13 protein-coding genes are annotated in these 13,541 nt (G+C 67.3%); 9 read left to right on the top strand and 4 right to left on the bottom strand.

Annotation, left to right across the window (positions count from 1 at the left end):
- Positions 1 to 2 precede the first annotated feature (2 nt).
- From WMN78_RS00485 to WMN78_RS00475, 3 genes are all read right to left on the bottom strand, one after another.
- A complete protein-coding gene (locus WMN78_RS00485) occupies positions 3 to 986 on the bottom strand; it encodes a hexose kinase (RefSeq protein WP_340531402.1) in 984 nt (327 codons plus the stop codon).
- Positions 983 to 1,792: a DeoR/GlpR family DNA-binding transcription regulator gene (locus tag WMN78_RS00480; RefSeq protein WP_340531401.1), complete on the bottom strand. Its 810-nt coding sequence runs from the start codon at positions 1,790 to 1,792 to the stop codon at positions 983 to 985. The genes WMN78_RS00485 and WMN78_RS00480 overlap by 4 nt, the downstream gene beginning before the upstream one ends.
- A gap of 329 nt (positions 1,793 to 2,121) precedes the next feature.
- Positions 2,122 to 2,379, bottom strand: coding sequence for a DUF6458 family protein (locus WMN78_RS00475; protein ID WP_305943231.1), 258 nt, complete (start codon positions 2,377 to 2,379; stop codon positions 2,122 to 2,124).
- Positions 2,380 to 2,714: 335 nt separating this feature from the next.
- On the opposite strand from WMN78_RS00475, the gene WMN78_RS00470 reads away from it, so the two are divergent.
- From WMN78_RS00470 to WMN78_RS00445, 6 genes are all read left to right on the top strand, one after another.
- Positions 2,715 to 3,935 (top strand): beta-ketoacyl-[acyl-carrier-protein] synthase family protein, encoded by a 1,221-nt coding sequence (locus WMN78_RS00470; RefSeq protein ID WP_340531399.1) that lies wholly within the window; start codon positions 2,715 to 2,717, stop codon positions 3,933 to 3,935.
- Positions 3,936 to 3,978: 43 nt separating this feature from the next.
- The gene (locus WMN78_RS00465; RefSeq protein ID WP_340531398.1) at positions 3,979 to 4,596 is read left to right on the top strand and encodes a phospholipase; all 618 of its coding nucleotides are present in this window, start codon (positions 3,979 to 3,981) and stop codon (positions 4,594 to 4,596) included.
- A gap of 176 nt (positions 4,597 to 4,772) precedes the next feature.
- Entirely contained in the window at positions 4,773 to 5,783 is a 1,011-nt protein-coding gene (locus tag WMN78_RS00460) for a LacI family DNA-binding transcriptional regulator (RefSeq protein ID WP_340531397.1), read from the top strand.
- A gap of 136 nt (positions 5,784 to 5,919) precedes the next feature.
- Complete coding sequence (locus WMN78_RS00455) at positions 5,920 to 6,681, top strand: HAD-IA family hydrolase (RefSeq protein WP_340531396.1); 762 nt, start codon at positions 5,920 to 5,922, stop codon at positions 6,679 to 6,681.
- 54 nt (positions 6,682 to 6,735) lie between these two features.
- Positions 6,736 to 9,096 carry a glycoside hydrolase family 65 protein gene (locus WMN78_RS00450; protein WP_340531395.1) on the top strand — a complete coding sequence of 787 codons (2,361 nt, stop codon included), beginning with the start codon at positions 6,736 to 6,738 and terminating at the stop codon, positions 9,094 to 9,096.
- A 96-nt stretch (positions 9,097 to 9,192) separates the two neighbouring features.
- The gene (locus WMN78_RS00445; RefSeq protein ID WP_340531394.1) at positions 9,193 to 9,666 is read left to right on the top strand and encodes a DUF2871 domain-containing protein; all 474 of its coding nucleotides are present in this window, start codon (positions 9,193 to 9,195) and stop codon (positions 9,664 to 9,666) included.
- A 4-nt stretch (positions 9,667 to 9,670) separates the two neighbouring features.
- Here the strand turns inward: WMN78_RS00445 and WMN78_RS00440 are convergent, their stop codons facing one another.
- Positions 9,671 to 11,020, bottom strand: a complete 1,350-nt coding sequence (locus WMN78_RS00440) for an MFS transporter (RefSeq protein WP_340531393.1) — start codon at positions 11,018 to 11,020, stop codon at positions 9,671 to 9,673.
- Positions 11,021 to 11,108: 88 nt separating this feature from the next.
- Between WMN78_RS00440 and WMN78_RS00435 the strand changes: the two genes are divergently transcribed.
- The 3 genes from WMN78_RS00435 (at position 11,109) to WMN78_RS00425 (ending at position 13,428) form a co-directional block, all read left to right on the top strand.
- Positions 11,109 to 11,699: a hypothetical protein gene (locus tag WMN78_RS00435; protein WP_340531392.1), complete on the top strand. Its 591-nt coding sequence runs from the start codon at positions 11,109 to 11,111 to the stop codon at positions 11,697 to 11,699.
- 102 nt (positions 11,700 to 11,801) lie between these two features.
- Positions 11,802 to 12,695, top strand: a complete 894-nt coding sequence (locus tag WMN78_RS00430; protein WP_340531391.1) for a hypothetical protein — start codon at positions 11,802 to 11,804, stop codon at positions 12,693 to 12,695.
- Positions 12,679 to 13,428 (top strand): 5-oxoprolinase subunit PxpA, encoded by a 750-nt coding sequence (locus tag WMN78_RS00425; protein WP_340531390.1) that lies wholly within the window; start codon positions 12,679 to 12,681, stop codon positions 13,426 to 13,428. Before WMN78_RS00430 ends, WMN78_RS00425 begins: the two co-directional genes overlap by 17 nt.
- The last annotated feature ends 113 nt before the right edge of the window (positions 13,429 to 13,541 follow it).

Raw genomic sequence — 13,541 nt, 5'->3', positions numbered from 1 at the left:
TGTCAGTCCTTCCGGAGGGCCGTGATGGTTACGGCATCAGGGGTGGTTTGGTGGACCGCCGGAACTGTGGAGCCCGGCAGGGAAGCGGCAGCGGCACCATGAGCCACGGCCTGACGGAGGCAATCGGCCGGGGCGGCGCCCTGGCTGGAAGCGAGCAGGTAGCCGGCGAGGGAGGAATCTCCCGCACCGACCGTGCTCACGGCTTTGACCGGCGGATGCGTGGCCAGCCACGCGCCGTCGGACGTCACAAGTACCGCACCTTTGGAACCGAGCGTTGCCAGCACGGCACCTACACCGGAACGCACGACGGCGGCGGCGGCTGCCGCGGCAGCCTCCGGATCCGCCTCAAGTTCGTCAGCGGTGGACGCCGTGGCGAAACCGGCTGCGGCAGCCAGTTCAGCCAGTTCTTCGGCGTTGGGTTTGAGGAGGTCCGGCATGCCTGCCGCGTCGCCAGAGACGGCGGCGGCGAGGGGAGCGCCGGACGAGTCGACGGCGATGCGCGGGGCCGCGCCGTCGTTCATAGAGCGAAGCCGCCGGGTGACGGTGGCGTAGAAATCGGCCGGAACTCCGGGTGGGAGCGAGCCTGCCAGGACAACCCAGCTGGCACCGCGGGAACGCTCCAGCAGCAGCCCGATCAGGGCTTCCTGCTGGCCGTCGCTCAGGACCGGGCCGGGTTCGTTGATCTTGGTGGTGACGCCGTCCGGCTCCGTCAGCGCCACGTTGGTGCGCAGCGGTTCGTGGATCGGGAGGGCGGCATAGGGAACGCCGCCGTCACGAAGCCCCGCGAGCACGGGATCGGAGTCGCCGCCGGGGAGGACGGCCACTGTTTCCAGTCCGGAGGCCACCAGGGCGCGGGAAACGTTGACGCCTTTCCCGCCGGATTCCTGGCTGACGGAGACGGCGCGCTGCACTTCGCCGCGCAGAAGGGGGGAGGGGAGGGCTACTGTGCGGTCGAGGCTCGGGTTCGCGGTGAGGGTGACAATCATGCGATCACCACGTCCACGCCGGCGTCAGCAAGCGCCGCTGCGAGTTCCGGGCTGGGGTCACTGTCTGTAATCAAGGTGTCCAGATCTTTCAACGAGGCGAACTGGACCAGCGTTTCCGCATCCAGCTTGGACGAATCGGCCAGCACCACAATGCGGCGTGCCGATTGGACGAAGGCGGCCTTGACGGCAGCTTCTTCAGGATCGGGCGTGCTCAGTCCGAAGGCCGAGTGGATTCCGTTGGCGCCAATGAAGGCGATGTCCGGACGAATCTTGTGGGCCGCTTCCACGGTGGACTGCCCCACCGCCGCCTGGGTGAGGCCGCGGACCCTGCCGCCCAGGAGGTGGAGGGCGATGCCTGGCTCGCCGGCGAGTTTGGCGGCGATGGGGATCGCGTGGGTGATGACCACCAGTTCGTTCTCCGAATCGGAGGACGGGGAAGCGGAGGGGTCGGCCAGGCGCAGGGCGATCAGGTCGGCCAGGGCCTCGGTGGTGGAGCCGGCGTCCACCAGGATGCTGCCGGCAGGGTTCTGCGGGATGAAAGCCAGCGCGGCCTCGGCGATGCGCAGTTTCTCCGGCTGCCGCTGGATGGTCCGCTCCAGGATGCTTTCCTCTGTGGTGCTGACGCGGTCCGGGGCGACGGCGCCGCCATGGACCCGGCGCACGGTGCCGGCCGATTCGAGCGCGGCCAGGTCGCGGCGGACGGTTTCGGTGGTGATGTTGAAGCGCTCGGCAAGCGCAGTGACGCTGGCCCGGCCGCTTTCGGCGACCAGGCCCGCGATCAACTGTTGGCGCTCCTCGGCGAACACTTACCCTCCATTGCGTAATTTACTGCGGGTCCTTCAGTGATGGCTTGCAGTGACTGCCATCACACGATGTTGAATTGCTTGACTTTATCTTTGTTCGTGTGGGTTTGTCAATGAAAACAACACGAACACAGATCGGGCGTTGAGGGTTTTTGTCCACATCGAGGGAGTTGGAGGCCTCCGAAGTCGCGATAAGTGGACAAAAACTCAGGGTGGGACGGCGGAAGCCGGGCCGGACCGTGATGGTCTGGCCCGGCTTCCGGTGTGTTCGATTGCGGCGCACCTTGTCCGTGGGCGACTTCCCGTGGACAACGGCGGCCGGAGGATCATGGCTAGATGCCGCCGTCCCGGCTCTCGTTGCGGACAATCCGCTCGCCCGTGTTCGGGTCCACCACGGACCGGGTCTCACTCACCCGGCGCGTGCGCCCCGGCGAGGCCAGCACCAGCGAAGCGATCAGTCCGATGACGCCGACGGCCATCAGGATGTACCCGATCAGGGTCTGGTCCACGTACGGGATCAGGCCGGGGGTGATGGCCCAGGCCAGGATGGCACCGAGGGCGATAAGGAAAATGGAGGAACCGATTCTCATGACTTGCTCCTAGCTGTCCGGGGGACTTGCGGGCAAAACTTGATCAGCATGCTGTCTAGCGACAGGCTACAGGCCACCCCCTGCCGTTTCAATGAACGGGACAGCGCGCGCCGGGGCTGTGTCCTAGTCGTTATTCTGCGCGGAATGCCTGGTCTGAGGCACTACCGGCAGCCAAGTAACACGGGCAGCCCGACGCGTCTCCCGCGTACTGTGGATTGCGCACGCATCCTCCGGCCAACCGGAGGCCGGCCCCGCCGCGGCGTCAGCAGATCCGTTGCCAGCAGATTCGTTGCCAGCAGATCCGGCGACAACAGATTCCAGGAGCAGTGTTACCCATGTCTGAACTAGTCCCCGCGGTAGTAGTCACCGGCCTGGGAGCAGTGACTCCCGTCGGCTCAACCGCCGGCGAAACATGGGATGCACTCCTGGCCGGACGTTCCGGGATTGTGTCCCTCGACGAGGAATGGGCCGCCGGGCTCCCGGTGCGTATCGCGGGACGGGTCACCGCTGATGTCCCGTCGCTGCTGTCCACGTTGGAATACAAAAGGATGGACCGCTGCGGCCACCTGGCTCTCATCGCCGCCCGCGAGGCCTGGGCGCATGCGGGCCGGCCCGGCGTTGACCCGGAGCGGCTCGCCGTCGTCATCGGCTCCGGCTACGGAGGCCTGGACACCACTCTCGAGCAGACACGCACGCTGGACGGGAAGGGGCCACGGCGGGTCTCCCCGCACACGCTCACCCGGATCATGGTTAACGGCCCCTCCGCGTGGGTCTCCATCGACGTCGGTGCCCGCGGCGGGGCGCGGACTCCCGTCAGCGCCTGCGCCTCCGGGGCCGAAGCGATCTCGCAGGCCGCCGACATGATCCGCAGCGGCGCAGCAGACGTGGTGATCGCCGGCGGTGTGGATTCCTGCATCAACGGCCTCACGATCAGCGGGTTCGCGCAGATCAGGGCGCTGTCCACGCGCAACGACCACCCGCTGGCCGCCTCCCGGCCCTTCGACCGGGACCGCGACGGCTTTGTTATGGGTGAAGGCGCCGGGATTGTTGTGCTGGAACGCGAGGACCATGCCCGCGCCCGCGGGGCCAACGTGCTCGGGGTTATCGCCGGCAGTGCCGTCACCTCCGACGCCGTGGACATCGTGGCGGCCGATCCCGCCATGCAGCGCCGCGTCCTGCAGAAAGCCATAGCCGCCGCCGGCCTCACCGGCGACGACATCGGCTTCGTCCACGCCCACGCCACCTCCACCCCGGTGGGTGACCGGCTCGAAGCGGAAGCCATCGGCGCCGTCGTCGGACATTCCGTCCCGGTAACGTCCACGAAAAGCCTCACCGGGCACCTGCTGGGCGGGGCTGGAGCCCTGGGCGCCATTGTCACCATCCAGGCGCTGCGCACGGGTGCCATTCCCGGCACGCTCAACCTGGACAACCCGGATCCGGACATCCACCTCAACATCGTGTCGGAGACCACCCGGGGACTCGGGGCGACGGCCGGCATTTCCAACGCCTTCGGGTTCGGCGGCCACAGCGCCTCGCTGGTGATCACGGCAGGCTGAGTCCCGCCAAGGGGTCCTGCCTCGGGAAAGTTAGGCTGTTGCGATGGAGACAGTCGTATGGTCCAGGCCGGAGAACCAGCGCGCCGGAACGCCGCTGCTGGTGATGATGCATGGCTACGGCACGGACGAGGTGCGGATGTCGGACCTCTTCGACCAGTTGCCGCCCCAGTTCACTTGCGCCGCCCTGCGCGCCCCCAAAGTGATCGGGGACGACTACGGCTGGTTCCTGCTGGACTATTTCCTGACCCATGACTTCGCCGACGTGGTTTCCGTCAGCAATTCGGTGTTCGACTGGATCAATTCGGTCAAAGCGCAGCACACCAGCGTGAGCCTGCTGGGCTTCTCGCAGGGCATGGCCATGGCCAGCACGCTGCTGCGGCTACGGCCGCACGACTTCCGGGCTGTGGTGGGGCTGTCCGGGTTCGTCCTGGATAACGAGCTGCTGGCCATGAGCGAATCGTTCGACAGCAAGCCCCCGTTCTTCTGGGGCCGGGACAAGGCGGACCTGGTGATTAATGACGCCGCGGTGGAGCACACCGCGGACTGGCTGAACCGGAATACGCAGCTGACGGCGCGGACCTATCCCGGAATGGGCCACACGATTTCCAAAGCGGAGATGGTGGACGTGAGTGCCTTCCTGCGCCACTACGTCCTGCGCTGAGGCGCCGACTACCACGCTCCCTCGCCCGGGAAATCTACAAGAATCCGCACCTGCGGGGTAAAACCAGTTGCGCGCTAAATTTGTAAGCGCTTACACTCTTCTTCGGCCATGTACCGGGCTAAGGACTTCAGAGGAAGAAAGGGCTGAGCCCGTGTCGCATGGCTAGAGCACCGCGCGTGACCATCCAGGATGTAGCCGCATTGTCGGGGCTGTCCATTTGCACCGTTTCCCGTGCACTGCGCGGTCTGCCCAACGTTTCCGGGACGGCCCACCTGAAGGTGGCGGACGCCGCCACCAAGCTCGGCTACAAGGCATCCTCCGCGGCATCGCGCCTTGCCGGCGGAACTACGGGGTCGGTCGCCATCATCGCGCCCACTGCCACGGCATGGTTCTTCGCCCAGGCCGTGGAAGCGGCCGAGGAAGTCTTTGCAGACAGCGGCTTCGATACCGTGCTCATCAGCCTCCGCAACACTCCCAGCGTGCAAAGCAGGGTCTTCAGCGACCTGGACGCGCTGGCGCAGCGCGTGGACGGAGTCCTGCTGCTCAACATCGCGCTCACAGGCGGCGAAATCGAGGCCCTGGCCTCCTCCGGGCTGGCCGTTGCCAGCGTGGGCATGCACAACGTCCCCTGGGACAACGTGGGAATCGACAACGAGGACGCGGCCTTTCAGGCAACCAGCCACCTGCTGTGCCTGGGGCACTGGGACCTGGCCATCCTTTCCGGCCGCGAACCGGGGGAGGGCTCGGTGGTCACAGCCACGGACCGCCTCAACGGATTCCGGCGGGCGCTTGCGGAGCAGCACTTAACCGTTGATCCGGACCTGGTGATGGACGCCGGTTCGAGCATCGAAGGCGGCCGCCGGGCCATGACCGAACTCATCGAAAACCGCAGGATGCCCTCCGCAATCTTCGCCGGCTGCGACGAAACTGCCTTCGGCGCGCTCATGGCCCTGCGGGAGCTCGGTTTGTCAGCACCGAAAAACGTGTCCATCATAGGAATAGACGATCATCAGATGAGTTGGTTCCTGGGCCTGAGCACCATGGCACAGCCGGTAGCCGACCAGGGAGCCTTTGCGGCCAACCTTCTCATCGAAGGACTCCAACGTCCGGGGCCGTTGAGTGCCCCCGCCAGCCACCTGCTGGATACCAAGCTGATTGAACGCAAGAGCACGCGACGAAAACGCTGAGCGGAAACGCTAATCCCGGGCACTGACGCCCCCGCCACCGAACCGGCCACTGGCCGCGTACTTCCGGCCCTCACCAAATACCTGCAGTATCCACGCACGTCCCCCTGCCGTCGTCTGAAAGGACACCGAGTACCCCATGCCTGAACTTTCCCACAGCACCACGGGCAGCAGCACCACCGGCAGCACCCGCGGCTGGACCGGCGCTTCGGCCATCCTCTTCGACCTCGACGGCGTCCTCACGCCCACGGCGATCGTCCACGAGCGCGCGTGGCAGGAGCTCTTCGACGGCTACCTGCAGGACGTGCCGGAAGCGGACGGCTACCGCGAAAGCGACTACTTCGACCATATCGACGGCAAGCCCCGGTTCGACGGCGTCCGGGACTTCCTCGCCTCGCGCAGCATCGTGCTGCCCGAGGGTCCCGCGGACGACGACCCCGCCAACAACACGGTCCACGGCCTCGGCAACCGCAAGAACAAGGTCTTCAACGACATCGTCGAAGCCGGCGGTGTGGCCCCCTACGAAGGCTCGGTGCGCTTCCTGGAAGCCGCGCAGGCGCTGGGACTCAAGGTCGCCGTCGTCTCTTCCTCCCGGAACGCGCCGGCTGTGCTGCAGGCGGCAGGACTGGCGCACCACTTCCCGGTGGTGGTGGACGGCGTCGTCGCCGCCGCTGCCGGGCTGCCCGGCAAGCCCAGCCCTGCCACCTACGACTACGCAGCGCAGCTGCTGGACCTCCCCAGCGAGGAATGCGTAGTGGTTGAAGACGCCGTATCCGGTGTCCAGGCCGGGAACGCAGGCACCTTCCATTCGGTGATCGGAGTGGACCGGGGAGCCGGCCGGCAGACACTGCTGGACGCCGGCGCCACCCTCGTGGTCGAGGACCTGAACGAGCTCCTCTAAACCCGCCAAACGCACCCCCAACCTGCACCAACGCCAAAAGGAACCCCAACAGCCATGGCACTCATCACCTCTGACCGTGCTCGTTTCCCGAACGACTCCTGGCAGCTCGTGGAGACCGTCCACCTTCCCGGAAACGCCGGAACCCTGGAAACCCTCTTCAGCCTGGGCAACGGCCATCTCGGCATCCGCGGCGCCCACTGGGCCTCCGCGGACGCCGACCTGCCCGGCAGCTTCATCAACGGCTTCCACGAAACCTGGGACATCAAGCACGCGGAGAATGCCTTCGGCTTCGCCCGCACGGGCCAGCGGATCCTCTACATCCCGGACGTCAACAACTTCACGGTAATCATCGACGGCGAAACGCTGACCCTGAGCGAATCAACGGTGCTGGACTACCGCCGCTCGGTTGACTTCGCTACCGGCATCTACGAATGCCGGATCGTCTGGCAGTGCCGTTCCGGTGCCACCGTGACCACCACCGAGCGCCGGGCGGTGGGGTACCAGTCCCGCGGCACCCTGGGCATCAGCCTCGAAGTGGCCGCGGACCGGGACGTGTACGCGGACGTGACCTCCTCCGTGGTCAACCGCCAGGACCAGCCCGTGGAGGACCACTCCACCCACGATCCGCGCCGCGCCGGACGGCACGCCGGCCGCGTCCTCCTGCCTGTACGCCTCGACGGCGGGGACGGCTCGCTGCGCCTGTCCTGGGAAGCCGCCGAGTCCCGGCAGCGCGTGGGCCTGGCCGTGGACCACTGGACCTCGGCCGAGGTGCAGCCGTTCGAGACCCTGGTGGACCAGGACGACAGCAGCGTCCGGTACGTCCTCGCCGTGGGTGCGGACCAGCCCTTCCGCCTCGAGAAGAGTGCCAGCTACGCCGTGGCGCGGGCCTTCCGGGAGGGGGCCGTGGACGGCGGTTCCGCGCAGGACCCCTCCGAAGCAGCAGAGAACGCCCTCCAGCCCGTCAGTGCGATCTTTGCCGAAAGCGAGGCGCACTTCCGGGAATACTGGGCCACCACGGACATTGTGGTGGGCGGCCAGCCCGAACTGCAGCAGGCCATCCGCTGGAACCTCTTCCAGCTGGCCCAGGCCACCGCCCGTGCGGACGTTGCCGGCATCCCGGCCAAGGGCGTCAGCGGCTCCGGTTACGACGGGCACTACTTCTGGGACCAGGAGGTGTACCTGCTGCCGTACCTGACGTACACCAATCCGGACAACGCGCGCCAGGTGCTGGAGTTCCGGCACGAGATGCTGCCGGACGCCAAGGTCCGCGCCAAGGAACTGAGCGTGGACGGCGCACTGTTCCCCTGGCGCACCATCAACGGGCTCGAGGCCAGCGCTTACTACGCCGCCGGCACCGCGCAGTTCCACATCGCCGCCGCCGTCGCCTTCGCCACCAACAGGTACATGTGGGCCAGCGGCGACGAGGACTTCAAGCACGGCATGGGCGCGGAGTTGCTGATCGAAACCGCCCGGATGTGGGTCTCCCTCGGCTTCTTCGGCAAGGACGGACTCTTCCACATCCACGGCGTCACCGGCCCGGACGAGTACACGGCCGTGGTGAACGACAACCTCTACACAAATGTCATGGCGCGGTTCAACCTGCGCACCGCGGCGGCCCTGGACCACCCGGAAATCGACGACGCCGAACGCGAACTCTGGGAGCAGGCAGCCATCCGGATGCAGCTGCCCTACGACGAAGACCTCGAGGTGTATTCGCAGGACAACGACTTCATGACCCTGGAGCCGTGGGACTGGAGCACTCCCCGGTCCAAGTACCCGCTGTTGTTGAACTTCCACCCGCTGGTGATCTACCGCCACCAGGTCCTCAAGCAGGCGGACACCGTGCTGGCAATGTTCCTGCAGTGGCAGGACTTCACGGCCGACGAAAAGCGGCGCGCGTTCGACTTCTACGATCCAATCACCACCGGCGACTCGACCCTGTCCGCCTGCGTCCAGGGAATCATGGCCGCCGAGGTGGGCTACGGGAAAGCCGCGCTGGACCACTTCACCCACGCGCTGTACATCGACCTCGACGACACCCACGGCAACACCATCGACGGCGTACACATCGCCTCCACGGGCGGTGTGTGGAGTTCGCTGGTCAGCGGCTTCGCGGGGCTCCGCGACCAGGGCGACGTTCCGTTCTTCGACCCCCGGCTGCCCGTCGAATGGGAGGGCCTGACTTTCCACCTGAAGGTTCAGGGACGCCTGCTCCTGGTGGAGCTGGACCAGGGATCCATCGGCCTCAGCATCCGGGAGGGCGAAACCCTGGCGGTCAACGTCCGCGGCGAGCAGCTGACTGTCGGCAAGGACGTTACCCGGGTGGCGCTTGCCCCGGTCGGCGTGCCGGAGCCCACCATCTTCCCGAGCGGACTTCCGACGGCGTCCATCCCGATCGTGCGCGCCAGCAGCTAAGCGGGCGGTAGTCCCAACGGGCAGTAGTCCGAACAGACCGGCGGGATCAACCGAAAGGTTGATCCCGCCGTCGTGCTCCGGCGAAAGACTGGAGGAGTGAAAAAACTCTTCCATGCCTCGTTTGCCTACGCCATCGCCGGAGTCCTCTCCGGCCTCTACTACCGGGAATTCACCAAGGTCAACAACTTCACCGGCGAGTCCCAGCTGGGCCTGGTGCACACGCACTGGCTGGTGCTGGGCTTCATCGTTTTGCTGGTGGTGCTGATGCTGGAGAAGGTCTTTGCCATCTCCGCGGCGGCGCCAAGGCTCTCAGCCTGGTTCTTCTGGATCTGGAACGCCGGCGTGGCGGTGACCGGCGGAATGATGCTGGTTAAGGGAACTCTCGTGGTTTCGGGTGCCGACGCCGGTTCAAAAGCCCTGGCCGGGATCGCCGGCACCGGGCGCATGCTGCTCACCGCCGGCCTGGTGCTGCTCTTCCTGGCGCTCCGGAAGGCCTTGGCGGCGGCTGCACAGACTGCTGCTCCGCTGACGGAAGCTCCCGGCCGCCTGCCCGCAGCCACCAAGGCATAGCAGCCTATGGGCTGTCCGCGGGCTCCCGGTCCTGGGCGCTGCGGTCCAGCGGATGCGCCAGCTCGTCGGCCGGCATCCGGGCCACTACCATGGCCACCACGGCCATCACCGGGCACACGCCGCCGGCCACCAGGAAGATCACCCACGTGGGCACCACTTCCGCCACGGGCCCCGCCAGTGCCATTGAGACGGGCATCAGGGCCAGCGACACGAAGAAGTCCAGGCTGGACACGCGGCCCAGCAGGTGTGGAGGGACGCGGCGTTGCAGGAGCGTCCCCCAGATGACCATGCCGGCGCCGCCGGTGGCACCGAAAATGAACAGTGCCGCGGCAAGCATCCAGAAGCTGTCCATGATGCCGACTGCCGCGAGGGGAAGGCTGCCGGCACCCCACGAAACCATCATCACCGTGAGGTAGCGGCGCGGCAGGGCAAAGGACGCCGTGGCCAAGGAAGCGGCAGCCCCGCCCGCGCCCATCACGGCAAGCAGGAAACCGAACATGCGCGAATCGCCGCCCAGCTGGTCGCGGACAACGAACGGCAGCAGCACCTCGATAGGTCCGATCAGGAACAGTACCGAGATGCAGGCCCAGACCAGCGTCCACAAAAGCCACGGCGTCCGGACCGAGTAGCTGACACCCTCGCGGAGATCGTGGAAGAAGGACGTCCGGGCCCGTTCGACGCCGGGCCCGCCGTCGGCGCCGTTTCCGCCGCCGGGACCGTTTCCGCCGCCGGGACCCGTTCCGCCGCCACCGGGGGCTTCAAGGGCGTGCTGCCCGAGGAAGTTGAGGACGATGAACGCGAGGAGGTGGCACGCCGCCACGCCCGTAACGGCGTGCGAGGGGGACAATGCCGCCACCAGGATGCCGGCGACGGCGGGCCCGGCCGCCTGCTGCAGGATGGGCCGCATGGTCCCCTCCATGCCGTTGGCCGCCAGCAGGTCCTCAGGCGGCAGGATCCTGGGCAGGATCGCCGAATAGGCCGGGAAAAAGAAGGCAGCCCCCACGCCCAGGACAAAAGCGCCCACGGCCAGGTGCCACAGTTGCAGCCACCCCGCCAGGGCTAGTCCGCTGATGGCGGCGATCACGGCGAGGTTGGTGCCCTCCACTGCGATGATCAAAAGCCGCTGGGGCACCCGGTCCGCTGCTATGCCGCCAGCCAGGACGAACGCCACCAGTCCCACGCTGCCCGCGGCGGCAACGAGGGACAGCTGAAGCGGGCCGCCGCCCAGGTGGATCACCTGGTAGACCATGGCAACAGCCCACATCCCGGAGCCGAAAATCGAGATGGCCAGGGCTGCGATCAGGACCCGGTATTCGCGGTGCGCAAAGGGCCTGAAGGCTTTGGGGGTGGGCATATGGATAGTTTAGGCCCGCCTCACCGGCCGCGCCGCAGAGGCGGCCGCTGCAGCCTGACCCGCCCGACATCCGTACTAGGCTCAGCACATGGGGAACAGTCCGGCCGGCGCTTCGCGCCGAAGCATGGCATTCATCGGGAGCAATCCGGGACTGGCGCTGCACCCGGTGGACCGCGACGGCGTCCACATCCCCGGCGAGCCCGCCAGTTGCTTCGCCTCCTTCTGGATGGCCGACTGGTCCAGGTGGGGAACCGGAAGCGCCCTGCTGGTGGCCACCCGGCAGGGGTGGCGCAGCTACGGCCCCAACGGCTATTTCGCTGAAACCCTGGCCAAAGAACTGGCCTGCTACTTTCCGGAGGCAGCCCGTTTCCCGCTGGCGGAAATCGTCCACACCCAGGACGAGTTCGACGTCGAACTCGACATGGAGCGCGGTTTCCGCGCCGCGGGGCGCAAGGCGGAGCTGGAAATCAGCGGAGTCCTGGACCGCCGCCAGTTTTCGGCGCCCGACTTCCAGCTCGGCGGGAACAGTGCCGCCCTGACGAACGTCTACCTTCCATGCAGCACCGGACGGCTTGCCGAATTCGGCGTGGAATGGCCGGGCTCGGCCACGGTGTATCCCGGGCCGCGCGGACCGTCGTCGTCCGCGTATATTGCGGTGGCCGAATCCTGGGTGATGTAGCAAGGTGGCTTAGTGTTAAGGATGAGGGGCAGCCGTGTGCTGCTCCGCCCGGAGTAACTACAGTTGCGCCGGCGGCTTGTTCCCGTTCCAGGAAAGGTGACGATGGCCATGCGGAAGAACCCGGCAATGAGACTTGCACAAAAAACCGCGCACAAGGCGGTGTTCGACTCCCAAGGCAAACCAAAGCCCGGATTGCACGGCATGCTGCTGCGGGCCGTCGAAATCCAGCGCCCCCTGGTGCTCGCCAACCTCCGGCGGCTCCAGCGCAGGCACCCGCGCGCCACGGCAGCGCAGCTGGCGGACAAGCTGGAACGCGACTACCTGCTGGCCGTGACAGGCGGCGGTGCACTCGTGGGCGGCTCCGCCGTCATCCCGGGAGTTGGCACTGTTGCCGCCCTGGGCCTCTCCGCCGCGGCCACTGTCGGTTTCCTCGAAGCCACTGCGCTGTACGCAACCTCCCTGGCTGAGCTGCACGGCATCCGCATGGTGGATCCGGAAAAGGCCGGCACCCTGGTCATGGCCATCATGCTGGGCGAGGAAGGGACCGCCCTCCTCGGGAGCCTCAGCGGCCAGGCCGCGGGCCGAAGCAAGGGCCCCACGGACGCCTGGGGCTCCGCCTTCGCCCGCAAGACCTCTTTCCCTGGCTTCGGCTCGGTGCGGGACCGGATCCAGCGGGCATTCCTCCGCAACCTGCTGCAGCGGCAGGGGACGGCGCTTTTGGGCCGCGCACTGCCGTTCGGCGTCGGTGCCGTGGTGGGCGGCGTGGGCAACCGCGTGATGGGACGCGCCGTCGTCGCCAGCGCCAAGGAGGCGTTCGGCCCCATGCCGGACACGATTCCCGGCGAACTGACTCCCTCCGGCAGCGGAGATTCCGGCCGCGGGACGTCCGGCAGCGCCGGGGCCCCGGCCGCCATTGATTCCGCGGGCGGCCCAGGTGCGGGTACCTCCGGTGGAGACTCAACCGTGAAAGGCGGATTCATTGGATCTGAACGCTGACCTGGGGGAGTCCTTCGGCTCCTGGACCATGGGGGACGATGCCGCCATGTTCCCGCTCATCACCAGCGCCAGCGTGGCCTGCGGCCTGCACGCCGGCGACCCCGTGACCATGCTGGACACCTGCCGGGCAGCCTTCGAGCTGGACGTCCGGGTGGGTGCGCATGTGGGGTACCCGGACCTGCCCGGCTTCGGCCTCCGGTCCATCGACATGACCTTCGACGACCTTTTCGGGGCCGTGCTCTACCAGCTCGGTGCCCTCGACGGCGTGGCGCACGCCGTCGGGGCGTCCGTGGATTTCGTCAAGGTGCACGGCGCCCTGTACGAGCGCACCATGCTGGACGCCGAGCAGGCTTCCGCCGTGGTCGCCGCCATCCAGGCCTACGATCCCGGCCTGCCCATACTGGGCCTGCAGGGGTCCGCGCTCCTGTCCATCGCCGCGGAAGCAGGCCACCCGGTGTTCCATGAAGCCTTCGCGGACCGCGCCTATCTGCCGGACGGGAGGCTCCTGCCGCGCACTGCTGACGGGGCGCTGCTCGAGGATCCCCGGGAGATCGCCGAACGCGCGGTCCGGCTGGCAATCCACGGTGAAGTGGAGGCCGTGGACGGCACCGTGGTCAGGCTGCAGCCCCATTCGCTGTGCGTCCATGGCGACACCCCGGGCTCGGTGGAAACGGCAACCGCCATCCGCAAGGCGCTGGAAGCGGCAGGCGTGGAGCTGGAACCCTTCGCCTAGGCATTAAGCGCCTCCCTAAGCCCGCCCCCCTAAGCCCGCCTCCGGGAAGCGCGAGCGGACACTTGCGGCCCTTGCTGAAGGGTGCTCAAGTGTCCGTTCGCGCCTGGAGCGGT

This window comes from Arthrobacter oryzae (genome assembly GCF_037911235.1).
GTDB classification, from domain to species: Bacteria; Actinomycetota; Actinomycetes; order Actinomycetales; family Micrococcaceae; genus Arthrobacter; species Arthrobacter oryzae_E.
This window is presented reverse-complemented; position numbering and strand designations above follow the sequence as displayed.

Excerpts from the sequence above, each read along its gene's own strand:
- WMN78_RS00485 (WP_340531402.1), bottom strand. The coding sequence starts at position 986 with ATGATTGTCACCCTCACCGCGAACCCGAGCCTCGACCGCACAGTAGCC.
- WMN78_RS00465 (WP_340531398.1), top strand. The coding sequence starts at position 3,979 with ATGGAGACAGTCGTATGGTCCAGGCCGGAGAACCAGCGCGCCGGAACG.
- WMN78_RS00435 (WP_340531392.1), top strand. The coding sequence starts at position 11,109 with ATGGGGAACAGTCCGGCCGGCGCTTCGCGCCGAAGCATGGCATTCATC.
- WMN78_RS00450 (WP_340531395.1), top strand. The coding sequence starts at position 6,736 with ATGGCACTCATCACCTCTGACCGTGCTCGTTTCCCGAACGACTCCTGG.
- WMN78_RS00455 (WP_340531396.1), top strand. The coding sequence starts at position 5,920 with ATGCCTGAACTTTCCCACAGCACCACGGGCAGCAGCACCACCGGCAGC.
- WMN78_RS00430 (WP_340531391.1), top strand. The coding sequence starts at position 11,802 with ATGGCCATGCGGAAGAACCCGGCAATGAGACTTGCACAAAAAACCGCG.
- WMN78_RS00475 (WP_305943231.1), bottom strand. The coding sequence starts at position 2,379 with ATGAGAATCGGTTCCTCCATTTTCCTTATCGCCCTCGGTGCCATCCTG.
- WMN78_RS00470 (WP_340531399.1), top strand. The coding sequence starts at position 2,715 with ATGTCTGAACTAGTCCCCGCGGTAGTAGTCACCGGCCTGGGAGCAGTG.
- WMN78_RS00440 (WP_340531393.1), bottom strand. The coding sequence starts at position 11,020 with ATGCCCACCCCCAAAGCCTTCAGGCCCTTTGCGCACCGCGAATACCGG.